At 55.7% G+C, this 23,168-nt stretch carries 28 protein-coding genes; 11 read left to right on the top strand and 17 right to left on the bottom strand.

From position 1 onward, the window contains the following. The first annotated feature begins 2 nt into the window (after positions 1–2). The 8 genes from V8J84_RS00500 (at position 3) to V8J84_RS00465 (ending at position 8,449) form a co-directional block, all read left to right on the top strand. Complete coding sequence (locus V8J84_RS00500) at positions 3–359, top strand: hypothetical protein (protein ID WP_339927537.1); 357 nt, start codon at positions 3–5, stop codon at positions 357–359. Continuing rightward, the gene (locus V8J84_RS00495) at positions 359–922 is read left to right on the top strand and encodes a MotE family protein (protein WP_339927536.1); all 564 of its coding nucleotides are present in this window, start codon (positions 359–361) and stop codon (positions 920–922) included. Before V8J84_RS00500 ends, V8J84_RS00495 begins: the two co-directional genes overlap by 1 nt. A 77-nt stretch (positions 923–999) precedes the next feature. Next, positions 1,000–1,869 (top strand): flagellar motor stator protein MotA, encoded by an 870-nt coding sequence (gene motA, locus V8J84_RS00490; protein ID WP_339927535.1) that lies wholly within the window; start codon positions 1,000–1,002, stop codon positions 1,867–1,869. Beyond that, positions 1,866–4,016: a hypothetical protein gene (locus tag V8J84_RS00485; RefSeq protein WP_339927534.1), complete on the top strand. Its 2,151-nt coding sequence runs from the start codon at positions 1,866–1,868 to the stop codon at positions 4,014–4,016. Before motA ends, V8J84_RS00485 begins: the two co-directional genes overlap by 4 nt. Before the next feature lie 119 nt (positions 4,017–4,135). Then, the gene (flhA, locus tag V8J84_RS00480; RefSeq protein ID WP_339927533.1) at positions 4,136–6,223 is read left to right on the top strand and encodes a flagellar biosynthesis protein FlhA; all 2,088 of its coding nucleotides are present in this window, start codon (positions 4,136–4,138) and stop codon (positions 6,221–6,223) included. Then, positions 6,220–7,002, top strand: coding sequence for a flagellar biosynthetic protein FliR (locus V8J84_RS00475; RefSeq protein WP_339927532.1), 783 nt, complete (start codon positions 6,220–6,222; stop codon positions 7,000–7,002). The genes flhA and V8J84_RS00475 overlap by 4 nt, the downstream gene beginning before the upstream one ends. Continuing rightward, positions 6,999–8,075 (top strand): EscU/YscU/HrcU family type III secretion system export apparatus switch protein, encoded by a 1,077-nt coding sequence (locus V8J84_RS00470; RefSeq protein WP_339927531.1) that lies wholly within the window; start codon positions 6,999–7,001, stop codon positions 8,073–8,075. Before V8J84_RS00475 ends, V8J84_RS00470 begins: the two co-directional genes overlap by 4 nt. A 47-nt stretch (positions 8,076–8,122) precedes the next feature. Beyond that, positions 8,123–8,449 (top strand): hypothetical protein, encoded by a 327-nt coding sequence (locus tag V8J84_RS00465; protein ID WP_339927530.1) that lies wholly within the window; start codon positions 8,123–8,125, stop codon positions 8,447–8,449. Here the strand turns inward: V8J84_RS00465 and V8J84_RS00460 are convergent. The 9 genes from V8J84_RS00460 to V8J84_RS00420 are packed head-to-tail and all read right to left on the bottom strand — an operon-like array spanning position 8,446 to position 12,956. Then, positions 8,446–8,958, bottom strand: a complete 513-nt coding sequence (locus V8J84_RS00460; RefSeq protein WP_339927529.1) for a flagellar basal body-associated FliL family protein — start codon at positions 8,956–8,958, stop codon at positions 8,446–8,448. The genes V8J84_RS00465 and V8J84_RS00460 overlap by 4 nt on opposite strands. A gap of 21 nt (positions 8,959–8,979) precedes the next feature. Further along, positions 8,980–9,714 (bottom strand): flagellar basal body L-ring protein FlgH, encoded by a 735-nt coding sequence (flgH, locus tag V8J84_RS00455; protein ID WP_339927528.1) that lies wholly within the window; start codon positions 9,712–9,714, stop codon positions 8,980–8,982. Continuing rightward, on the bottom strand, positions 9,701–10,117 hold the full coding sequence (flgA, locus tag V8J84_RS00450; RefSeq protein ID WP_339927527.1) for a flagellar basal body P-ring formation chaperone FlgA: 417 nt from the start codon (positions 10,115–10,117) through the stop codon (positions 9,701–9,703). The genes flgH and flgA overlap by 14 nt, the downstream gene beginning before the upstream one ends. Beyond that, positions 10,114–10,899, bottom strand: a complete 786-nt coding sequence (gene flgG / locus V8J84_RS00445) for a flagellar basal-body rod protein FlgG (protein WP_339927526.1) — start codon at positions 10,897–10,899, stop codon at positions 10,114–10,116. The genes flgA and flgG overlap by 4 nt, the downstream gene beginning before the upstream one ends. Before the next feature lie 12 nt (positions 10,900–10,911). After that, positions 10,912–11,628 (bottom strand): flagellar hook-basal body complex protein, encoded by a 717-nt coding sequence (locus V8J84_RS00440; protein ID WP_339927525.1) that lies wholly within the window; start codon positions 11,626–11,628, stop codon positions 10,912–10,914. After that, on the bottom strand, positions 11,628–11,897 hold the full coding sequence (locus tag V8J84_RS00435; protein WP_339927524.1) for a flagellar biosynthetic protein FliQ: 270 nt from the start codon (positions 11,895–11,897) through the stop codon (positions 11,628–11,630). Before V8J84_RS00435 ends, V8J84_RS00440 begins: the two co-directional genes overlap by 1 nt. A 3-nt stretch (positions 11,898–11,900) precedes the next feature. Continuing rightward, positions 11,901–12,182: a flagellar hook-basal body complex protein FliE gene (gene fliE, locus V8J84_RS00430; RefSeq protein ID WP_339927523.1), complete on the bottom strand. Its 282-nt coding sequence runs from the start codon at positions 12,180–12,182 to the stop codon at positions 11,901–11,903. 12 nt (positions 12,183–12,194) lie between these two features. Continuing rightward, positions 12,195–12,569 (bottom strand): flagellar basal body rod protein FlgC, encoded by a 375-nt coding sequence (gene flgC / locus V8J84_RS00425; protein ID WP_339927522.1) that lies wholly within the window; start codon positions 12,567–12,569, stop codon positions 12,195–12,197. 9 nt (positions 12,570–12,578) lie between these two features. Next, the gene (locus V8J84_RS00420; RefSeq protein WP_339927521.1) at positions 12,579–12,956 is read right to left on the bottom strand and encodes a FlgB family protein; all 378 of its coding nucleotides are present in this window, start codon (positions 12,954–12,956) and stop codon (positions 12,579–12,581) included. Positions 12,957–13,039: 83 nt separating this feature from the next. Here V8J84_RS00420 and V8J84_RS00415 point away from each other — a divergent pair, with 83 nt between their 5' ends. Continuing rightward, the gene (locus tag V8J84_RS00415; protein ID WP_339927520.1) at positions 13,040–14,371 is read left to right on the top strand and encodes a FliI/YscN family ATPase; all 1,332 of its coding nucleotides are present in this window, start codon (positions 13,040–13,042) and stop codon (positions 14,369–14,371) included. A gap of 3 nt (positions 14,372–14,374) precedes the next feature. On the opposite strand, the gene V8J84_RS00410 is transcribed toward V8J84_RS00415, so the two are convergent. The 6 genes from V8J84_RS00410 to V8J84_RS00385 all read right to left on the bottom strand — a co-directional run bounded on the left by V8J84_RS00410 (position 14,375) and on the right by V8J84_RS00385 (position 18,145). Next, the gene (locus tag V8J84_RS00410; RefSeq protein ID WP_339927519.1) at positions 14,375–15,187 is read right to left on the bottom strand and encodes a DUF1217 domain-containing protein; all 813 of its coding nucleotides are present in this window, start codon (positions 15,185–15,187) and stop codon (positions 14,375–14,377) included. Then, a complete protein-coding gene (gene flbT / locus V8J84_RS00405; protein WP_339927517.1) occupies positions 15,184–15,588 on the bottom strand; it encodes a flagellar biosynthesis repressor FlbT in 405 nt (134 codons plus the stop codon). Before flbT ends, V8J84_RS00410 begins: the two co-directional genes overlap by 4 nt. After that, positions 15,588–15,962: a flagellar biosynthesis regulator FlaF gene (gene flaF, locus V8J84_RS00400; protein WP_339927516.1), complete on the bottom strand. Its 375-nt coding sequence runs from the start codon at positions 15,960–15,962 to the stop codon at positions 15,588–15,590. Before flaF ends, flbT begins: the two co-directional genes overlap by 1 nt. A 92-nt stretch (positions 15,963–16,054) precedes the next feature. Beyond that, positions 16,055–17,320 carry a flagellin gene (locus V8J84_RS00395; protein ID WP_339927514.1) on the bottom strand — a complete coding sequence of 422 codons (1,266 nt, stop codon included), beginning with the start codon at positions 17,318–17,320 and terminating at the stop codon, positions 16,055–16,057. Between the two features lie 206 nt (positions 17,321–17,526). After that, complete coding sequence (locus tag V8J84_RS00390; protein ID WP_339927513.1) at positions 17,527–17,868, bottom strand: hypothetical protein; 342 nt, start codon at positions 17,866–17,868, stop codon at positions 17,527–17,529. Beyond that, complete coding sequence (locus V8J84_RS00385; protein ID WP_445285946.1) at positions 17,861–18,145, bottom strand: rod-binding protein; 285 nt, start codon at positions 18,143–18,145, stop codon at positions 17,861–17,863. Before V8J84_RS00385 ends, V8J84_RS00390 begins: the two co-directional genes overlap by 8 nt. A 109-nt stretch (positions 18,146–18,254) precedes the next feature. Between V8J84_RS00385 and V8J84_RS00380 the strand changes: the two genes are divergently transcribed. Then, complete coding sequence (locus V8J84_RS00380) at positions 18,255–20,087, top strand: flagellar hook-length control protein FliK (RefSeq protein ID WP_339927511.1); 1,833 nt, start codon at positions 18,255–18,257, stop codon at positions 20,085–20,087. Between the two features lie 9 nt (positions 20,088–20,096). Beyond that, complete coding sequence (locus V8J84_RS00375) at positions 20,097–20,762, top strand: flagellar hook capping FlgD N-terminal domain-containing protein (RefSeq protein WP_339927510.1); 666 nt, start codon at positions 20,097–20,099, stop codon at positions 20,760–20,762. A gap of 7 nt (positions 20,763–20,769) precedes the next feature. Here the strand turns inward: V8J84_RS00375 and ubiB are convergent, their stop codons facing one another. Together ubiB and ubiE are read right to left on the bottom strand one after the other, a co-directional pair. Beyond that, positions 20,770–22,299 (bottom strand): 2-polyprenylphenol 6-hydroxylase, encoded by a 1,530-nt coding sequence (gene ubiB / locus V8J84_RS00370; RefSeq protein ID WP_339927509.1) that lies wholly within the window; start codon positions 22,297–22,299, stop codon positions 20,770–20,772. A gap of 1 nt (position 22,300) precedes the next feature. Beyond that, positions 22,301–23,053 (bottom strand): bifunctional demethylmenaquinone methyltransferase/2-methoxy-6-polyprenyl-1,4-benzoquinol methylase UbiE, encoded by a 753-nt coding sequence (gene ubiE, locus V8J84_RS00365; RefSeq protein WP_339927507.1) that lies wholly within the window; start codon positions 23,051–23,053, stop codon positions 22,301–22,303. Positions 23,054–23,168: the final 115 nt, after the last annotated feature.

The raw sequence follows: 23,168 nt of genomic DNA, 5'->3' as shown, positions 1-23,168 counted from the left end.
AAATGGCATTTATCGCGGATATTCTTTTAGTTGCCGGTGCTTTGGGTGCCGGATTTTATTGCCATGTCCTGTCGTCACGTTTGCGGCGCTTTACCGATTTGGAAAAGGGCGTCGGTGGCGCTGTTGCGGTTTTGTCGGCGCAGGTCGACGACCTTGCAACCACGCTGGCCCAATCGCGCCAGGCTGCTGATGGACCACTGCGCGATTTACGTCAGGCAACCGATCGGGCAGAGGGGGCGAGCCGGCAGATTGAGCTTCTTTTGGCGTCTTTGCATGACTTACCGCCGACCCAGACTAAACAGGAGCCGCTCAATCCATTTTTCGTGCGCCGTCCTGCTGAACAGGCTGACCGGGCATGATGCCGCGTCGCAAAAACGGGCGCGGCACCCTGCATATTATTGGCGGGCTTTTAGTGGCATCGGCCATGGTGCGCGGTATTGCGACTGGCACGCCAGTTGTCGCGCAGGATCAGCTATCGCAGGAGCCTGTGGTGACGCAAACGGAGGCAGCGACATCTGCGCCGGATGCCCTGCTTGCAGCGTTGCAAGACCGTGAAAAGCGCCTGATCGCACGTGAGAATCAGGTCGCGGATCGTATTCAAGCGATCCGGTTGGCGGAAACTGAGATCGCCGAACAGTTGACCGCCTTGCAGGACGCTGAAACAGCCCTTCGGGAAACGCTCGCATTGGCTGAAACCGCCGCGTCAGATGATCTTGCGCGTCTTGCGACCGTCTATGAAAATATGAAGCCGCGCGACGCTGCAAATCTCTTTGCCGAGATGACACCCAACTTTGCCGCCGGATTTTTGGGGCTGATGGACCCGACATCGGCTGCCGCCATCATGACAGAACTGGAACCTGCAGTCGCACACACGTTCAGCGTGATGCTTGCGGGCAGGAATGCAGATGTTCCGACCGAATGATCGCAATTTCTTAACCGCTTTAGCGGCATAACCGGAATTGTCGCACTGGGCGACATGATCTCAGGATAGGTTGATTTATGGTTGGTCTGATCGGCATCGCCATTGTTTTTGTTATGGTTTTCGGCGGCTACCTTTTGGCTGGCGGCAAGATGGGGATCATCCTCAAATCGCTGCCGTTTGAAATGATCATGATCGGCGGTGCCGCTCTTGGCGCGTTTGTCATCAGCAACGATATGTCCGGCATCAAACATACCGTGAAAGACATCAAAAAGGTCTTTAAGGGGCCGCATTGGCGCAAATCCGACTATCAGGATTTGTTGTGTCTTCTCTTCGAATTGATCCGAATTGCCCGCGCCAATCCGGTTGCTTTGGAAGAACATATTGAGGGTCCAGAGGACTCATCTGTTTTTGCCAAATACCCGCGCATTCTTGCGGACAAAGAGGCGGTGGCGCTGATTTGCGACACCATGCGATCGGCGACGATGAATTATGATGACCCCCATCAGGTTGAGGAAGTTCTCGAAAAACGCATTGAGGCGACGCATCACCACAACATGCACTCGACCCATGCATTGCAAACGATTGCCGATGGTCTGCCCGCGCTTGGGATTGTCGCCGCGGTTCTTGGTGTGATCAAAACCATGGGCTCCATTGACCAACCGCCCGAGGTGCTTGGCAAACTGATCGGCGGTGCGTTGGTGGGAACGTTTTTGGGCGTGTTCTTGGCCTATGGCGTTGTTGGACCGTTCTCGGCCAAGGTGAAAGGCGTGATCGAGGCCGACTCCCATTTTCATCAGCTTATCCGCGAGGTCTTAATCGCAAATCTGCACCGCCACGCGCCAAACATCTGCATTGAAGTGGGTCGCCAGAATACCCCAACGCACAATCGGCCCAGTTTTGGTGATTTGGAAGAGGCACTTCAAACGCTCAAGCAAGACGCGGCATGATACGCTTCCTTTTCCTTGTGTGGGTTTGCGTTCCGACTGTGGCTTTTGCGCAGGTAACAGTGAGGACCGGCGATCATCCCACGTTCAGCCGCATCGTTCTGACTTTCCCCGAAGGCTCATCGTGGTCGCTGGACACTGGAACAAATAGCGCAATTATTGCCTTCACTGATGTATCGAATGTCGATCTGGAAGGTTTTTTTGATCGCATTTCGCGGGATCGCGTTCTGGATGCGCAGACAAGCGGCGCTTCGGTCACTCTTGATCTAGCTTGCAGATGTGACGTGACCGCCTTTCTGTGGCGACCGGATAAGTTAGTGGTCGACGTTTCTGACGCAGCCGATGATGCTGAAGCTCAGACACAGGATGAGTCAACAGACTTGGCGCTTGCGCCACTTCCGCTCTTTCTGCCAGTCGAACCGCAAGACAACGTTGGCTTTTTTCAGGGAAATCTGGCGGATGCGACCGCTCCTGCCAGTGATGTCGTAAAATCAGAAGACACGGATTCTGCGCAGATAGTCGCAGGACTGCGCGAAAAAATCCTTGATGATCTCGCAACTGTGGCATCGCAGGGCATAATTGCTTCGCCCGAACACGAACTAATTGATGACGCTGAAGGCGTACCTAATAGGCAAGCCGTGTCTGACTTTCAGGTTCCGGGCCTGCAAATCCGGTCAGGATCAGATGAGCGCAGAACCGGTGACAGCGAAGCCGAACAGGTGCCTGCGTATTGTCTGACAGAAGACTGGTACGCCGTCGCTGACTGGGGAAACGAAGATCCCTTTTCCGAACAGATTGCAGCGCGTCGCCTAGCTCTTGTCGCCGATCTTGACGGTAGTCGTAAGCCAGATGTTGATGCGCTAGCGCGAACTTATTTGTTTTTTGGATTCGGACGCGAGGCAATGCAAACACTCGCATCTGACGGATATCGCGATCAGGCCCGCATCGCGATCCGCGCTATCGCACAAGTGATCGATGAAGAACTTGTCGAAATGCCGATGATGGATGAATTGACGACTTGCAAAACAGATATCGCGCTTTGGGCCTTCTTGGCCGGCGGTCGTTCGGAAATGATTGATCCGACCAGCATTTTGGGTGCGTTTCGGGCGCTTCCGTCAGGACTCCGAACGCATCTTGGCCCGCGGTTGTCCCAGGCGTTTCTTGACGCCGGACTGGTAGAGGCTGCAGGGCTTTCGCTACAGTCCGGAAACCCGATGCAGGAAAATACAGTTGCAGGTTCGCTGGCCGAAATTGAGGTTTTGGCAAATGAACCAGTGCCAGACAGTAATTTGATCGCGGACCAAATTGATGCACTTTCAAGCGAACCAGCGAGGCTATCTCCTGAAACGCTCCTTTCGCTAATGCAGTCAAATCGTAGAAACGGTTTCGCTCCTGATTTAGCCCTTATGGACCTTGCCGCCGGCATGCGTTTTGAGATGCAAGGGACTCCCTTGGAAGCCTTGCTCGCCGCTGAAGAAGCGCTGAGTGCCGCGATATCCGGTGATCTTGATCGCGCGGTTGATGTGCGTATGGCGATAGAAGAGTTGCCGATCGATTATCTGGCGCTTGATAACGATATCGCTCGCAACGCGTTGGAACTTGGAAATGATGTCGCGTTTTTGGAGTTTGTATCTGAAGACCGTTCAAATATTGATGATGCATCGGTCCAAAATGCTCTTGCCGCTCGGTTACTACGGATCGGATTTGCCGACTTTGCCACGCGTTATATCGCGCCGCCTGCGCGCGGGCCTGACATGATGGAAAGACGATACCTCAGGGCGCAGGCAGCATTAGAATTAGAGCAGTTTGATCGGATTGATGCAATCTTGGCTGGCATGACAACCGAGCGCGCAACTGCAATCCGGGCTGCGCGTGATGCGCGGCTTGCTGGTTACAATTCAGAACCTGTCGATGAGAATGAAGCCGCGCAAACCGCGTGGCGCGATGGCAATTGGCAGGAGCTTTCCGCGAGCGACGATCCGCTCTTCGCGACTGCGGCGGATCTGCAATTTACCGACACCGCCCAAGCGACGGCAAATCTGGACGCGTCTCTCTCAACGGCCAACCAGGTACTCGAAGACACCTCCGCGCTACGTGAGTTTATCGGCGATCTGTCGACAAGATACACTACTCCCGAGGACAGCTTTTGACCCTTTCTTAATAGGTCAAATGCTAGGCTTAAGGCATCGAAGACGCCAACTGCAACTTGTTGCAGATTCGGAGCGTCCTGAGCGCAAGAAGTGCGTTCTTCATAAGATTTGGTAGCAGAATGCAAAACCGATTGAGCGCGATTTTTCAGCCGACCATTTTGCTGGCATTGGCATTAATGGCAATCATCGTGATGATGATACTTCCAGTTCCAGCCTGGCTTCTGGATATTGGATTGGCGGGATCGTTTGCTTTAGCGATCCTGATGTTTACGGTCACGCTCTTCATTGATCGACCTCTCGACTTTTCCGCCTTTCCGACTGTTTTGCTCGCATCTTTGATGCTGCGACTATCGCTCAACGTGTCGTCAACAAAACTGATTATCGGCGAAGGTCACACGGGCACAGACGCAGCGGGCAACGTCATTGAGGGGTTTGCGAACTTCATTATGGGCGGGAATGTTGTCCTTGGGCTGGTAATTTTCTGTGTCCTATTGATCGTTAATTTTGTCGTCATCAACAAAGGTGCAACACGCATGGCGGAGGTCGGTGCCCGCTTTGCTCTCGATGCGATGCCCGGCAAACAGCTTGCCATCGATAGTGACGTTGCTGCCGGCGCAATCAATCACATTGAAGCCAAAGACCGCCGGTCGCTCGAGCAGGCGGAAACGACGTTCTTCGGATCGCTTGATGGTGCTTCCAAATTCGTAAAGGGTGACGCGATTGCGGGGCTTTTGATTACTGTCCTGAATTTGGTTGTCGGCCTGATCATTGGTTTGATGGTGCACGACATGCCTGCCGGTCAAGCCTTTGAAACATATACCATCCTTACTGTTGGTGACGGTCTAGTTTCACAAATTCCTGCTGTCATCATTTCAATCGCATCGGCGCTCTTGCTGGCCCGGGGTGGGGCAAGCGGTCCGACTGATATTGCGCTTGCCGAACAGCTTGGTCGCCACCCCGCAGCGATGGCCACCGTCGCTGTGCTCATGGCGCTTTTTGCGATCGTGCCTGGACTTCCCGCTGTGCCGTTTTTGGTTGGCGCCGGCGTGTTGGGAGCGTTCTCATTCACGATGTGGCAACGCGCGCAACTGAAGGCTGCCGCCGCAGAAAATCAGCTTTCACCAGAAATTGCATCGCCCGCCGCTGACCGGATGGGCGACATGCTGGACCTTGATGATATCCATCTCGAATTTGCGCCTGACCTTGTCGAAATGGTGCTTGATCCCGGAACAGGACTCGATGCGCGCATTGCCAATATGCGCAATCATGTCGCCACGACGTTTGGCGTCTTGCTGCCGGAAATCCGGTTGACCGATAACGCGGCGCTTTCCGATGGAACGTATGTCGTGCGTGTCCATGGAGTTGAACAGGCTTCCGATCAGCTGCAACCCAATCGCGTCTTGGCGCTTTTGGCCGCTCCCGAAAGCGGTGATGGCGCAACGGATGTTGTGAACGAACCGGTTTATGGCGCGCCAGCCAGATGGATCAGTCCGCAAATGCATGAAGATGCAGTGCTATCTGGCGCTACGGTGGTCCAACCGGCCGAGGTTCTGGCCACGCATCTTCTTGAAATCGTCAAAAGAAATTTTGCGCGATTGCTCACTTATAAGGCATTGCGGCAGCGGTTGGATGAAATGTCGAACCTGTCTGATCCCGATCGCGCAGAGGCGAACCGGAAACTTTTGGAAGAGCTTATCCCGGACAAGGTTCCTGTTGATGTGCTTCTATCGGTGCTGCGACTTCTGCTCGAGGAACGCGTATCGATCAGAAACCTCCCCTTGATCTTGGAGGCCACGGCCGAGGCCCGCCAGCATTTCAAATCTGTCGAGGGTATTGTCGAACATGTTCGCCAACGCATGGGGTTTCAATTGGTTGCTGACTTGCGGCGCGACGATGGCACCATCCCCCTGATACAGCTTGCACCCGAATGGGAGGACACGTTCATCGCGTATGAAGTTCAGGCGGATCGCGGTGGGCACGATGTTGCGCTGCCGCCGGACAACTTCAATCAGTTGGCTGACGGATTGTCGGAAAAGCTCGCGCAGGCTGCTGACAACGGCACCTACGCCGCGGTTGTCACGTCGATGCGGCGGCGCAGATTCCTCAAGACCGTTATGCTGGCCAAAGGATTGCTTAATCCCGTCCTATCGTTTGAAGAAATTGGCATCGATGCTCGGCCAGCGCTTGTCGGTCTTGTGGCTGCATGACCAACGATCTGTCTTTAATTATCATGCAATCGCAAGATTGGCTTTGGTCTGTCTTTGTCGTTTTCATCAGAACCGGGGCCATCGTATCTGTTGCGCCCTTGTTTGGTGAACAAAGCATTCCGGTGCGCGTAAAACTCGGCGTGGCAATCGCATTCACCCTGATCGCGACGCCGGCCGTGGCGCCCAATGTTTCTCTCAATGATATCAATCTGCCAAATGCTGTTCAGTTTTTAGCACCCGAAATCCTAACTGGTTTGTTTTTCGGCATCGTTTTACGGTTTTTTGTTTTTTCCTTGCAAATTGCGGGTTCTATGGCGGCGCAGGCCACGTCGCTTGCTCAAATCTTTGGCGGCAGCGCTGGTGTGGATCCACAGCCTGCGATTGGACATTTGCTTGTGATCGCTGGCCTCGCACTTGCGGCAATCATGGGTCTTCATACACTGCTCGCGGCTTACATCATCAATAGCTATGCCATTGTTCCAGTGGGCATTTTGATCGCTTCCGAGACTGTGATTTCACTTGGCGTGGCAGAAGTCGGGCGTGTCTTTGCGCTCGGGTTTTGTCTGGCAGCACCGTTTCTTGTCGCATCGCTTATCTATAACGTCACGCTGGGCATTATTAATAAGGCGATGCCGCAATTGATGGTATCTTTCGTTGGCGCGCCGGCGATCACGGCAGGTGCGATGTTGCTTCTGGTGCTGAGCGCGCCATTGATGCTGGCGACATGGTTTGAAGCGTTGAGCTTTTTCTTGGCATCACCATTTGGACCAACTCGATGAGCGGTGAAAACGCGGAAGACGATAAGCAGTTCGATCCGACGCCCAAAAAGTTGGAAGATGCGCGACGCAAAGGGGAAGTCGTCAAATCAACTGATCTGATGACGGCCGCATCCTACGCCGGATTTATAGCGATTGCGTGGTTTCTTGGAGCGGGATCACTGATATCGGTCGGTGGCACTTTGTCTGACCCGCTGCGTCAGGCAGCAACTTTATCGCAGGTGATGTTTGACGGCGGGCCTGCGCCGATTTTCGGTGTCATCATCATCGCGATCATGCGCGACGTAGCCCCTTGGTTTCTGGCCCCGGCAGTAGCGGTTCTTTTGTGCATTATCGCTAAGCGTAGCTTTGCCGTCGCGCCTTCGAAGCTACAACCGAAACTCAATCGCATTTCGCTTATTAGCGGTGCGAAGAACAAGTTCGGGCGCCAGGGCTTTTTCGAATTTGCCAAAAGCGCGATAAAACTCACGATCTATTCTTGCATCCTTGGTATATTTCTGGTCGCACAGAGTGAAACAATTATTGCGGTTATTCAGCAATCCCCGCAGCGCGTTGCGATTTTATTGGTCGAATTGGTGTTACGACTTTTGGTAATTGTTTTGTGCGTCGCAACGGCATTAGGGATGATCGATTATGTCTGGCAAGCAGCGGAACACAAACGCAAGAACCGCATGTCTCGCAAAGAAATCATGGACGAAATGAAAAACGCCGAAGGCGATCCAATGATGAAACAGTCGCGCCGACAAAAAGCGATGTCATTGGCAAACAACAAGATGCTGACCGAAGTTCCGAAAGCCGATGTAGTCATTGTCAATCCGACCCATTTTGCCGTCGCGTTGCGGTGGGATCCCGGAACCGACGTCGCACCGGTATGCATAGCAAAAGGCGTTGACGAGATTGCGGCGCGGATCAGGGAGGTCGCGGCGGAAAATACAATCCCGATTTATAGTGATCCTCCGACAGCCCGCGCATTATATGCCGAGGTGGACTTGGATCAGCCAATCCTGCCCGTGCATTTTCAAGCCGTCGCTGCGGCCATCAGATTTGCCGAGGCGATGAGGTCAAAGGCAAGATGACACCTCGAAAGCTGAAACAACTTGAACGCATGCACCAAGTTACACAGATGGCCCTTTCCGTAGAGCAGACCAAGATGAATGCGATTGATCAGCGCATGATACGGCTAAACAGTTTGCTCCAATCGCTCGACAGTGACTTTCGCAATTCTGTTGCCAGTGGTCCCGCATCGGTGGCGGGTGCGGATCAGCGTTGGCGGCAATGGGCCTATGATCGCCGGATGGTTTTGAATACGGAAATTGCCCAAGTGCGTGCGTTGAAGGCCGCACAACTATCGGCTGTACGAACGGCGTTTGGCCGGAACGAGGCGACGCGCCAGCTAATGATCAAGACCACGACCGCGTTAAAGACAAAGATCGCGAGGATGTCTGACTAGACGTCTTGGCGCACGATATCGAGGATCAGGACATCGCTGATTTTATCGCCTGCGGCGCGTTTAGCGCTGGCAAGAAGTTCGCGGCGCAAGATCCGCATGTTTGATGACGAAGTGAAATTGCCTTCAAACCCGCCTGTGTTGGCGTGATCAAACATAACTTGCAGAAAGCCATCACGAAGCCGTGGCTCAAGTGCGAATGCCGCTTCGACCCCGCCTTCGGGCACCTCAAGACTGATCGACATCGCGATGAGGCCAGATACCTCACCATTGCTCACAAGCGGGACGACAAATTGGTTGGCGAGTTTTGCGAATTCATTGCCTTCCGCATTTGCAGGTACGGCCTCGGCGGCAGCATCATCAGCGTCTGGCGGCAGGATTTTCGCATCATCGCAGGTGCAGGTCAGCGACCCTTCTTCGACGTCGTCAGCAGGTTTCAGAAAAATCCCAGCGCCAACGCCGGATCCGATGCCAAGGATGAGCAATATGATCGGCAAGAGAAGGGTCTTCATATTGATCTCCGGATTTTCGAATTAGAATGGCAGAATAGACTCAAGAGCTTGCTGTCCGTAGCGTGGCTGCTGCACATCCGTAATCTGGCCCCGCCCGCCATATGAAATCCGTGCAGATGCGATTTTGTCGTAAGTGATTTCATTCTGGCGGGTGATATCTTCGGGTCGGACATAGCCCGACACGTTCAGCTCGCGCAGCTCAAAATTCACCCGGACTTCCTGATTGCCAGAGATTGAGAGCACGCCATTCGGCAGCACATCAATGATCGTCGCGGCGATCCGTAGCGTTAGCTTTTCGTTGCGCCGGACAGATCCGGTGCCATTGGCGTCACTCTGGGAATTCAACTGCACTGCGCTCGCAAGCGATGCGCCATCGGGCAAGCGATTGTCGATCCGCTGTGGAAGACCGAACAGCTGCGGGACACCAAGTTGCTGTGATCCTGAACGGGAACGGTCAGTTGAATTTGAAATCTCGGCCTCGTCATCAATCTCGATGACAACGGTCATAATGTCACCGCGCTGCATTGCGCGACGGTCACCCAGCAATGACCCGCGATCGCGCGTCCAAAGCGACGCGGCCTGCAATCCGCTTGGCGCCACGGCATTGACTGGATCAGGCTGCGTATATGTGGCGAATGCCGCGCGACCTGTTGTCGCTTCGGGCGGGGTGAACGGCGGTGGTTGACCGATAGGTGTGCTGCTGCAGGCCGTTATCAGCAGGGCTGCGCAGACGATGGCGAATTTACTGAGAAACATAAGCCGCTCCATCTGCGCCGATGCGCGCGCTAACTGTGCTGCGCGACGCGATATTCATGACCCTGATCAGCTCACCAGCCCCGGCGCGGTCTAATGCGCGACCCTCAGTGGCGATCACTAGGCCGCCACGGTTGTAGATCAGCGAAAGGATCTGATTGCGTTCAACAATGGCAGGCGCCCCCACATCGGTAAGCCGGATTGGTCGCCCGGCGAACAGTGCGATGCGGGCCTCTTTTCCGATGATTTGCGACGGGTCTGACACCCCACCGGGCATTGCGCCGTCGCGCAACGCAATATCGCCAGCGCTGATCAATGTTTGGGCCGGCAGAGTTCGCACTGGCACGACCATGTCTGCGAAACCGCTGCTAGCGAGGCCAATCAGGATGAGGGCCAATCTGATCATCGGACTTGCACCATTGCGCCAAGCATCTGGTCTGCGGCGGATATCACCTTGGAATTCAATTCGTATCCGCGTTGCGCCTCGATCAGGTCAGTGACTTCCCGCACGGGATCGACAGAGCTGTCCTCAAGATATCCTTGGCGCAGCAGCCCAAGACCGTCTTGCCCAGGGGTCGTGACGTTGGACGGGCCGGACGCCGCGGTTTCCAGGAATAGATTCGATCCGATCGCCTCGAGCCCTTTGGGATTGGTAAACCCGGCGATGGTGAATTGCCCCAATAGCTGCGGTTGCACCTGATCGTTGAAGTAACCGTAAACTTCGCCTTCGGCATTGATCGAGATTGAGCGCGTGTCGTCGGGAATGGTGATATCGGGAACAACCGGATAGCCATCGGACGTGACGATCAGCCCGTCGCCTGTGCGCTTTAGTCCACCGTCACGGGTATAGGCCGCGTTTCCGTTTGGCAGCGTGACTTCGAGATAGCCAAGCCCCTCAATCGCGACGTCAAGATCACCGCGCGTCTGGGCCAGCGACCCCTGTTCCAGAAGCATCGAAACAGCGGTGGCGCGTACACCCAGACCAAGCTGCACGCCGGTGGGAAGCACTGTGCCGTCAGCGGCGTTAATCGTGCCGGGGCGGGCAAGCTGTTGATAATGCAGGTCCGCAAATTCGGCGCGGCGCGCGTTGTAGCCTGTGGTATTCATATTGGCGAGGTTGTTGGAAATCACCTCGACCCGCATTTGCTGTGCGGTCATGCCCGCAGCGGCGATTTTTAAGGCACGCATATATCGTCTCCTTTACCGGCCCATGGCCTGAATGACGCCGCGAATACGCTCGTCTTCTTTTTGCAGAAAATTCTGGCCCAGCTCGTAGGCGCGCTGCACTTCAATCATGCGCGCGATCTGGAGAGTTGGGTTCACGTTCGACGCCTCCAGAAAACCTTGCAGCATCCGCCCGTCCGGCACGGGGCCAAAGCCGTCCGGTGCGGCGAACATTGTGCCGCCCTCGCGGATCATTCCATTGATATCATTCGGTACGACAAGGCCGATTTGCCCGATGGGCTGACCTGCTACACTGATGGTGCCGTCGGATGAAATTGCAACCATGCCAAGCCCTTGTGGAATGAAAACGGGTGCGCCACCTGCATCCAGAACTGGGTGCCCGTCGGCAGTTACAAGGTCGCCATTCTGGCTCGTTGTGAACGCACCGGCGCGGGTCAATCTTTCCCCTTCGGGTGTCTGGATCAGGAAGAACCCATCACCCTCAATCGCAAGGTCGAAGGGGCTGCCGGTCTGGTCGATGGTGCCCTGCAGCATGACCGTGTCGCGCACGCGGCCAGTGGCCATTGAAAGTGAGGCGTGATCAGCGCCCAGATTGTTCACATGTTCGGAAAAAATCATCCCCTCGGCGCGAAAGCCGGTGGTGTTGGCGTTTGCAATATTGTTGGCCACCAATCGCAGTTCGTTCATCAGACCGGACTGGCGTGTCAGGGTGGCGTAAGTTGCATTATCCATCAAAAACCTCCGGCAATAAGCGGCACCAGCGTTGCCTTGAAAAACGAAACAAGCGTTTCCGACATGAAGTTCATCGTGATCCAGAACACGCCGATAATGGCGGCCAGTTTCGGGACGAATGTCAGCGTCATTTCCTGAATTGAGGTCAGCGCCTGAAACAACCCCACAACCAAGCCCGAGATCAGGGCGACCGACAGGATCGGGATGGAAATGACAAACGCGACCCAAAGACCTTGGCGCATCGTGTCGTAGAATAATGCTTCATCCATGGATCAGACCGGCATCCGCAGGATTTCCTGATACGCCTCGACGACGCGGTCACGCACGGTCACGGCGGTCTGAACTGCCAGTTCTGTCTGGGCTAAGGCTTGCACCAGCGTGTGTGGATCCGACCCGGTTGTCATTGCGTCCATCGCGTTGGCCTCGCTCTGGCGCAGGGTGTCCATGAACGAATTGGCCGCCCCGAATGCGGCCTGTCCAGCGCCTGTTTCGGGTGCAATGGCGGATTTGCCTGCCGCGTAGTTCTGCGCGACAAGTGAATTGCGAATATCCATTCTAGATGTTCCTTAATTTCTGAGCAGTTCCATAAGTGACTGAGACATCTGTCTGACCTGATCGAACATTTTCAGATTTGCCTCGTAGCTGCGCTGCGCCTCGCGGGCATCGGCAATTTCGACCAGAAGATTGACGTTTGAGCCGTCGTAAAATCCCGCCTCGTCCGCGAGCGGATGAGAGGGTTCGAAAATGCGTGACAGATTGGTCTGATCAAGGCTGACACGTCCGGTTTCGACACGCCCCAGCACGTCTTGAAACGCGACTGTCTTGCGCCGGTATCCGGGCGTATCGGCGTTGGCGATATTTTCTGACAAGTGCCGCAAACGGCTTGCCTGCGCTTTCATCCCGCTGGATGAAACGCTGATCGCATCTGAAAAATCTGTCATTGCGGCCCCTTATCTACGGATGGTCGTGCGCAGCACGGTCATGGTGTGTTTATAAATTGCCAGCGCGCGGGAATGTTCGCGGCTGGCATCCACTGCCGAAAGCATCTCGTCCTCGACAGAAACGCTATTCCCGTTGGGCGACATTTCGGTCTGGGCCACTTGTGCTGTGGCGGTGGAGGCGCCGGAGGGTGCTGTCAGTGCGTGAAGAGGCCGTGTCGCGCGCATCTGCGGTGCGGCCTGATAGCTTTCCGAAAACCTGGCCATATGCATTGCCTGAAAGCCCGGCGTATCTGCATTCGCTACGTTTCGGGCAACGACAGCCTGCCGCGCACCAGCGTGCTGCGCCATTTTGCCTGCCGTTTCAAAAATCGCCAACGATTGATACATGCGGAATTCTTCCTCAGTCCGTTTCAACCAATGCTTAAGGCTGATTCCTTAAAAAGAAGTTGTTTCAACTTGGGGGATTCACAATGAATGGCGATTTAATTGCGCAGATGTCGCGGGCGCTGGACCAGATTCAACCGCAAAGACCTGTTGGCCGCATTGATGAAATTGCTGCGGGCACATGCCGGATTGCCGGGCTTGCAGGGCAGGTCGCGCTTGGTGACCGGATAGCGATGATCGGTCAGGGTGGCGGGGGCGAAATCGTCAGGCTCACGCGTGAACATGCATATATGATGGCCGATGGCGCCACGACCGGATTGAAGGCAGGCGACCCGGTTGCATTGATGCGGCAAACGGAATTTGCACCGCACGAAAGCTGGATTGGTCGCGTGATTGATCCTGACGGGGAACCGCTTGATGGTCGCCCGATCCTGCCAGGTTTTGCCGGGCAGCCGGTGCAAAACAGGCCGCCCGCGGCGCGACGACGCAAGCCTCTGGGTGCAAGGCTTGAGACTGGATTGGCGGTCTTTAATACTTTGTTGCCACTTGTTCACGGGCAACGGATCGGTCTTTTTGCGGGGTCGGGGGTTGGTAAATCCACTTTGCTGGCAGACCTTGCGCGTGGTGTTGCTGCCGATGTCATCGTGATTGCTTTGGTCGGCGAACGGGGTCGAGAGGTGCGCCATTTTGTCGAAGATGTGCTTGGTGCCGAAGGCATGAAGCGTGCAGTTGTCGTCGCCGCAACTTCGGATCAGGCGCCGCATGTTCGGCGGCGGTGTGCGTGGGCTGCGATGGCCGTCGCCGAACATTTTCGCGATGCAGGGCGCAGCGTCATGTTGTTTGTCGATTCCGTTACTCGCTTTTGCGAGGCCCATCGCGAGGTTGCAGTCGCTGGAGGTGAGACCGCGGCATTGCGTGGCTTTCCGGCTTCAACTGGTCCGGCGGTAGCGTCATTATGCGAACGTGCGGGTCCTGGAGTGGACGGGACAGGCGACATCACGGCGGTCTTTTCGGTTCTCGTCGCCGGATCGGATATGGAAGAGCCGGTCGCCGACATGCTTCGCGGCGTGCTTGACGGGCATATTGTACTGGATCGCGCGATTGCAGAAAGGGGCCGTTTTCCGGCCATTGACTTGCTTCGGTCGGTGTCACGCTCTTTGCCGGTTGCGGCGAATGCAGCTGAGAACGCGGCGATTTCCCAGTGCCGCAAATTGCTTGGCGATTATGAAAAGGCCGAGATGATGATCCAGGCAGGTCTTTACGAAAAGGGGACCGATCCGGCCATTGATGCTGCGATCGCATGTGAGCCTGCACTTGACCGCTTTATGTCTGTCAAAGACCAACGGGGAACAAACGCCCATTTTGCGGTACTACGTCAGGCGCTGGCAGCGGCGGAAACGTCGCGTGCAAGCGGTTAAGCTTTATGCGCCAAGTGGCACCAGCGTGCTGGACTGTAGTAAGGATAACGCAATGTTCCCGCTGCTGGTGGCTGAGGTGCTTGCAGCTTCCGATCTGACCAAGAACAAGCGGATCAAATCCTCTTGCGTGTCGGGATCGTTGAAATCAGCAAGGCTTTCGGTGCCAAAGGTTGCGGCGGCGCGGCGCTGAAACACCTCCAGCTGCTGGTCAAGATCGATGCTGGCGATTTGGGGTGGTAGGCCAAGCGCGATCTGGAAAACTTGCCTGAGCGGCTGATTGCCCATCATGGAAAACCATTGTGCGTTTTCGCTTCGCGAACCGCTTACGATATCATCTAGCGCTGTTTCGAGGTTGAGTGCGAGGCGCAGATCATTGTTTTGTTCGCCAACTGCGCGTTCAAACTGCTTGGCCTCGAATTTTTGCACGATATCTTCGGCCAGTGTTGGCGCAGTTGTTAAGGGCAGACCAAAATCGCCAAATCCAAAGGCCTGCGAAAACGCGGCATAGCGATTGTCCGCAAGGCGATTGGCCAGCGCATCGTCGGCGGTTGTGCCGTCTTCCAAGATCTTTTGAATGAAAAACTTGTTGTTGATATCGTCGTCCAAACCGAATGCGCCAAGTGCCACTTCCAGCAGGCGGCGATCTGCAACAAGATCTTCTGCCTTTAAAATCTCGCCAATATTTTCGCGAAAATAGTCGGTCGCGCGCACGACCGTTGTGCTGGCCTCGAATGCGGCTTGCTGGCCTTCCAAGGTGCGCTGGAGAAAGCGCCAACCCGTGTAGCCTGCCAAAGGAACAACGGGCTGGAATGTCATATCGGATAGGCCTGCATTAATCGTGCTTCACGCGGCAGGAGCGCGCGAAGCGATTTTAGTACGCGGTAAAAATCTTGGTGATGTGCTGCGTTGGTTGCGGTAGTCAGATGCGCCCGGCTATCGTCATCCCTCAACACCTGCGAAAGACTTTCGATGCCCTGCATAATTTGATGGGTGGCATCCGGAATAGACACATCTCCCGACAGAACAAGCTGGGCAATGTAGCACACCCGTTTGACTGGCGTATTCGCGTCATCAGGGCGGATCGCATCGCGTAGACGAAGGATATTCGTATTGGGGGTCAGGATCGAAACGCGGCTGCGGCGGTCGCCGTTTTCAATCACTGCACCGTTGATCAGGACACGTTCTTGCGGGTTAAGTTTCAGAACCAACCCCGACATCAGCCAGCCTCGGACTGGTTGAGGCCGCGCAAGATAGCTGTGTTGATATCAACTAGCGTCGCTGCACTGACGCCATTCTGCAGAACATTTTGGGTGTAGGTGTGGGTAAACTGTGCAAGCGCGAAAAGCTGGGCCCGCAAAGTATCCGGCAGACCATTGTCTTCGTCAGCCAGATCGATAGCTAGGGTTAGCCACATTTGCCTATTATCGTGCAAGGCGGCGACGAGCTGCGGGAAATTTTCGGCGCGGTTGGCATCGGCCTTGCGCAAGCGCGCTGTGATCTGTGCGATCAGCTGCGCTTCTACAGCGCGATGTGATTTGAGAGGGAATTGGGTTGGTGCGTAGGCCTTTTGGGCAAGTTCGATAGCGTTCACGGGTGATCCTTCCGGGACGGAGTAGAACGTAAAGCGGTTTTACCGCCGTTGATCGCATAGGGACGCCAGTTAACCGGCGCCCCTGATTTGCTTTACCGGAACAGCGACAGAATCGACTGAGGTGCCTGATTTGCGATCGACAAGGACTGAACGCCAAGCTGCTGTTGCACCTGAAGTGCCTGCAGTCGAGCTGATGCCTCTTCCATGTTTGCGTCGACCAGTGAGCCGATGCCAGACTTCAGGCTGTCGGACAAAGAGGTGACAAAGTCGTTCTGGATGGAAATCCGACCTTCGACCGAGCCAAAGGACGCGGCAGCATCGATTGACTTGGAAATCAGGCTTTCGAAAGCCCCGAGAGAGGCCTTTGCGCCGTCTAGGGTCGATACATCGACCTTTCCAAGAAGCTCAAGCCCGCCTCCAACGCTGCCTTCAGTCGTCACCGCGATTGCAGATGTGATGGACGCGCCAGTGTCGTTGGCAATCGACAGCGCGGCACCGTCGCGCGTAACCTCAAGACCTGTCACACCATCGGACGTGATCTGGAATTGGAAGGAAGCTTCCAACGCTTTGGCAATATCAGTTACCGTATCACCATCCCGGGCCACGTAAGTTACGTTGGCCGAGAGGCCGAACGGTGCGCCCGTGATGCTGTAACTGTCACCGGCCAGAACTGCGTTACCTTCACGTGCAGCAAGGGCCGCGTCACCCGCAACGGTCAGCGTGCCAACCGCGCCATCGGCGATAGCACCTGCGCCCGCAAGCGCGGTGCCTGCCGTGATGTCGGTGCCCGCGCCAACGGTGCCAGCATTCAGACCAAGGTCTTGCTTGCCCGCGCCGATGGTAGAAGATGCGACATTCTGGTTTGCATCGCGATCCAGAGATGACAGCACGTTCACAGTGCCGGACCCAGCGTTTGCGATGATTGCATCAAGATCGCCGCCGGTTTCGGTGTTGGACAGCAGGTTCAGACCGTTAAACTGTGCAGCACCTGTGATGCTGGTGATCTGGTCGCGCAGCGCGCTAAGATCTGTTTGCAGCTTGTCCGCGTCAAAGTTCTCTTCGTTTGCTGCAATGATCTTGCCTTTAATATCGTTCAGCAGATCGGTAATTTTCTCGGCACCGTTGCGTGCCACGGCGACAGTCGATTCGCCAAGCGACAGGCTTTCAGAGATTGCCTTGAAACCCTTCACATCGGATTCCATCACTTTTGAGATGGACCAGACAGCCGCGTTGTCTTTTGCGCTGCCAACGGCTTTACCGGTCGAGATCATCGACTGTGTTTTGGACAGGTCGGAGTTGATGGATTTCAGTGTTTGCAGCGCGACCATCGCGCTGTTGTTTGTCAGAATACTGGACATGTGTTTGCCTTCATTGTGCGGTGCATTTTGCGCCAGATTTTCATTGGACCGATCTGTGACCAGACCGTGTGGGAACGTCATTCTGACTGCGAACTTTCAGCCGCGAGGGTGAAAGCAACCGTTCTGGCATGTGTGGGTTATGGCGGACTAATTCCTAAGCTTTGTTTAAGGCCCCAAGGTTTTTCGCTATCCCATTTCAAATTTTTTCAGGCCTTGCGCTCAAAAGCAGGACGACAATTGGCAATCCGGTCAGTGCGCCCGTTGTGATGGTAGACAGTCAGGCCATCACGCACGTTTGTTAGTTCCTTCAGACGTGTCTGTGCGCTTGCGATACCCTTCATTGCTGCGGCCAACAGCGTTTGATTGTCCTGCAATCGGCCCAAGTGCCGAGCAAGATCATTAGCTGGTAATTTGGATGTTTCGATCTGCGAAATTAGATTCTCTTTTGCCACTGACAGAGCAAGGACAGCCTCAAAATCACCAAGCAGGATCGCCTGTCGTTCCGCTGTTAGAAGCGTCGTAACATCTTCCTCCCAAACCTCAGGCATTTTGCCGTGCTTTCATGGCTTCAAAGAGTGATTCTGCCAATCCTATCCCTCCGGTTCGGGCCAGTTCCTTCGCATGCGCGTCCCTTAAAAAGGACGAAAAGTGATCCTCTCCCGCACCGCCGCCAAACTCTCCACGGCTTTCCCCGAATCCCGCGGACTTCAGCATTTCTGACAGGAATGTCGCCTCAAGCTGCACTGCGGCCTGTCGCAATTTCATGTCGGATCCATCGATTGTGATGGTCGCGGCGTGCAACGGGGTGACGGGGATCACTGTCATATTGATACTTTCGAATTCTTCGTGTCCGTCGCTTATGCAGGTCAGCGGTAAACAATCGGTAAGCAATTTGGCGTAAATTCATTTTTGTTTTGAACGACAAAGGTTCGCCATGTCCCTTACGCCATTGATCCAGATGCCCGATTCGGGAGTGTCGCACGCAAAGCTGTCCGGCGCGGCCAGTCATTACGGCGAGGATGGAGATATCGGCTTCAGCATTGTTCTCGCAGGCCAGCTTGCTTTCGAGACGCGAGACCCGAACCTGGTGCCGGATGGTGATGTACTTGAAGATGCGCCCGCTTCTGACGATGAACTTACCGCCGAAGGAATGGATGAAGGATCTAGTGCTGCGGCGGAGCAGGGTGCGAGGATAAGCTCTGAGCCGGATCATGGCGATTTTCAGATTAGAACCAATGTTTCTCCACCGATTGAGGCGATGCCAATAAGCGATGGGTCGCAGCAATTGGCGACGCACTCACGGGTTTCAGACACGACTGGTATAGCGCAGACACAAGCGCCCAAATCCATCGAAAATACAGGGTCCGAAGCACCGCCCCAACCCCTCAATGCTAGCGACAAAGATGGATTGGTCAAACCGCGTAACAGTGTTGCCGCTTTCATGTTTGAGAGACGGCTAGAGGCAGGTCCCAGCGCTCCGCAGCCGCCAGAAGATTTCCGCTCGCAGGTGGTATCGTCAGACCTCCGGCAGGATAGGGTGCAGAGCGAACCCGTCATCATGGACACTGCTAAAATGATGTACGCGATTGAAACTAATCGCAGGCCATTCGCGAGCATCGAAGAAAATCAGCCAGATGCCTCTAAACCTCAATCTGCATCGCGCGTCGTCACCACCGTCTTGGAACAACCGATCACATCGCCGCACGTTCCTCACGTCGTTGCCGCCGCGTCCCAGAATATTGATCCGGTACAAAGCGCTGCCTCGCAGCGGCCTGTCTTGTCTGAACCTCATTCGCGGCCTGTTATGCGTGAAATGGAAAGAGCCAGTCTTTCCGCGAATCGACAGTTAGCCTCAGACGTTTTGGGGAAGGCAACATCTGCGCAACAAGGAGTGCGTCAGACGAGCGGGCAGGCCACCCATCGTAACCATACGGTGCAGGCTGCAGCGCCGAAAACAGCACAAGTGGTAGCTGCTCCCGAGGCGGCACCAATTCAGCTACCGGCAAAGGAAAGTGTGACCACGCCCCCGCAGTTCGCGTTGCAGACGGCTCCCGCCAGTTCCTTGCAAGCCATGGCTGTTGGCAATCCTGATCGACTGATAGTTTCGACAGGATCGGACAAGCATTCCTATGTCGTATCAGATCAAAATTCACCTAAATCGGCTAGTAGCTTACTCCCGCAGAACGCTCCGCATTTGCCTGGTGCCGCAAGCGCGCCGACAGCATTCGCGAAAGCGCCGATCACTCCCGCTTTACCCGCGATATCAAGCGACCCGTTTAGGGCTGAGTTCTTACAATCAGCGGAAATTCCGACCTCGTCACCAGCCACCTCCGCCAATACAGAGCGAATTGCATCAGTCGCGCCGCAATCATTCGCACAATCCGACCACGCGCGGCAGATTGCGCAACAGGTTGCGGCTACGATCACACCTCTTAAGGAGGGGGTGACCGAGGTAACGCTCAGACCCGAAGAATTGGGGCGGGTCGCGCTGCGGTTGACCAGTGGGGACGGGGTGATGAACCTTGTCGTTACGGCCGAACGCCCTGAAACGGCGGACCTGATGCGTCGGCATATCGATCTGCTATCGCAAGAGTTTCGCGCCTTGGGCTACGCAGACCTGAATTTCAGTTTCGGCGGCGATGGCCACACGCCTGCACACAACGATGCATCAAATACAGCGGGCACCGACGCGGTTGATGACGCCGCCGACGCGGACGCACCCGGCCAAGTCACGCATGCCACAACCGGCCTTGATTTGCGTCTTTAAGGAATAAAAATGGAAATCACACAGACCCCACCTGCATTCGCTGGAACACCTTTACCCGAAGCGGAAACGGCGTCAGCGATTACATCCGACTTTGACACCTTTCTGCGCATGTTGACGGTCCAGATGCAAAATCAGGACCCGCTTAATCCGATTGAGTCGTCCGACTACGCAGTTCAGTTGGCCACGTTTTCGGGCGTCGAACAGCAGGTTCAAACGAACGATTTACTTCGCAATCTTGCCTCGCAAATGGGCGCGTCAGGCCTGACAGATTTTGCAAGTTGGGTCGGTAAAGAGGTGCGCGCGCCATCTGGTATCGCCTTTGACGGTACGCCGGTCCCGTTGACCCCAACCATCGCCAGTGGCGCGACGACTGCCGAAATTATTGTGCGTGATACCAGTGGTAACGAGGTGCAGCGCCAACCGATTGATATCAATGCGCAGTCTGTCGATTGGGCAGGCGTGACTGCTGACGGCTATCCGTTGCCCGCAGGCACCTACCAGTTCGCCACGGTGTCATATAATGCGGATGGAATTCTGTCGGAAGATCCAATTTCGAGCTACGCTGAAGTGACCGAGGTGCGCACAGGTCCCAACGGGGCAGAGCTTGTTTTGCAAGGTGGCGTAGTAATTCCTGCTGCTGCGGCGACTGCTTTGCGGCCTATCCCGACCGACTAATGCCGCATCAAATCGCTTGCACAATCCAGATCAGCGCGCCCATGCCAACGGCACCAAGCGCCATCCACGAAAGACGCGCCCGCAAGCGTTGCGGCTTAGGTGCGGGGGCCGGGTTCGTTTGCCGGATCAAGGCCGCTTGCGCCAATTCCGGCAATCGCGGACCAAAGCGAGACAGCACAATCGCGGTCTTGAACAAGTCACGCGCAAGCGCCTTCGGACCGATACTGTCCGAAATATATGCCTCAACCACAGGCCGCGCATCTTCCCAGATATTCATATGGGGATTCATCGATCGCGCGACGCCTTCAACCACAACCATCGTGCGCTGCAGCAGGATCAGCTCCGTGCGGGTTTCCATGCCGAAGCGTTCGGTCACCTCAAACAGGTACGACAGCAACCGCGCCATCGAAATGCGAGTCGCATCCATTCCAAAAATCGGTTCGCCGACAGCGCGCAGGGCGCGGGCAAATTCATCAACGTCGCGGTCGGGAGGCACATAGCCCGCTTCAAAATGCACCTCGGCCACGCGCTGGTAGTCGCGGCGGATGAAGCCGAAAAGAATTTCCGCATAAACGCGCCGCGTATAGCTATCGATCCGCCCCATGATGCCAAAGTCATAAGCGATCAGGTCACCGTTTGGCGCAACCTTCAGATTTCCCTGATGCATATCGCCATGAAAATAACCGTCCCGCAGGGCATGGTTAAGAAACAGCTGTAATACACGCGTCGACAGAATGCGCCTGTCGTGACCCGCAGCATCAAGTGCGTCATTGTCGCCTGCATTCACGCCTTCGGCCCAATCAAGCGTCATCACGCGGCGGCCTGACAGATGCCAGCGCACGCGGGGCACTTGAAATCCGGTATCGTTCTTTGTGTTATCGGCAAATTCGGATGCGGCGGAGGATTCCAGTCGCAAGTCCAATTCGCCCATCACCACCCCTTCAAAATGAGTGATCACGTCCATTGGGCGCAAGCGGCGGGACGAGGGCGACAGCACTTCAACGGCGCGTGCGGCAAAGTAGAATGCGTCGATATCCTTGCGAAACGCGCGTTCAATTCCGGGGCGCAGGACTTTGACCGCAACCGCCGTGCCGTCTTCCATCAGGTGCGCTTTGTGGACCTGGGCGAGCGACGCGGCCGCGACTGGCTCTGAAAAGCTCGAAAATACCGTGTTCACGTCCACGCCCAATTCGCGTTTGAACTCAGCGCGGGCCTCTTCGATTGAAAAGGGCGGCAGTTTGTCCTGCAAAACGCGAAGTTGCACAGCCATGTCATCGCCGACCACATCGGGGCGCGTCGACAGGATCTGCCCAAATTTGATATAGGCCGGACCCAGCGCTGTCAGCGCGCGCGGCACGGGCGGCATTGCCGTATCACCCTTGTAGCCCAGCCATTGAAACGGCCAGACGATTGTGCGGAACACGCCGCGCAGCAAAGGCGGTGCTTCCAGCGCGTCCAGGACCACCTTCATCGCGCCGGTGCGTTCAAACGTAGCACCGGTGCGGATCAGCCGGATGATGTTGTGCGGCCCGCGCATGTCAGAGCTTCCAACCGGAATGCAGGGCCGCCACACCCATCGTCATATTGCGGTATTTTGCATTCTCAAAACCGGCGGCACGGACCATCGACAGGAACGTATCCTGATCGGGGAATTTGCGGATCGATTCCACAAGGTATTGATAACTCTCGCTATCGTTGGCGATCAGTTTGCCCATGCGCGGGATCACGTTGAACGAATAGGCGTCATAGGCCGCCTGCATCATCGGGTTGGGCAGTTGGCTGAACTCCAGCACCATCAAGCGCCCGCCGGGGCGCAGTACGCGATAGGCCTCGGCCAGCGCATCTTGCGGGCGGGTCACGTTCCGGATGCCAAAGCTGATGGTGTAGACGTCAAAGGTGTTGTCCTCGAACGGCAGCGCCATCGCGTCGCCCACGACCCAATCAAGGCTGTCGGACATGGATGCCGCTTCGGCGCGTTTGCGTCCCTCGACCAGCATCGGTTCGGTCAGGTCCAGCACGGTGGCGTGGCCCGATCCCGCGCGCTTCAGGAAACGGAACGAGATATCGCCGGTGCCGCCGGCGACGTCGAGCAGCTTTTGACCGGGGCGCGGGGCAAGCCAATCCATCATCGCGTCTTTCCAGATGCGGTGGATACCGCCCGACATCACGTCGTTCATAATGTCGTATTTGCTGGCAACCGATGAAAACACGCCCTGCACGCGGCCTGCTTTTTCGTTCTCCGGCACGGTTTCAAAGCCAAAGTGTGTGGTGGTCTTGTTGTCGTCGGTCATCGTATTTCGCCCGAAAATTCTATCGCCACAGGCCTATACCCGCACCGTTCAAGACACAAATGGCATTGTGTCGCGTGGTGACAAGCCTATCTGTCAGGCAACGCAACACGAAAAG

Source organism: Yoonia sp. 208BN28-4 (assembly GCF_037543925.1).
Classification (GTDB): domain Bacteria; phylum Pseudomonadota; class Alphaproteobacteria; order Rhodobacterales; family Rhodobacteraceae; genus Yoonia.
The sequence above is the reverse complement of the archived record's forward strand: the minus strand, read 5'-3'. Positions and strand labels throughout refer to the sequence as shown.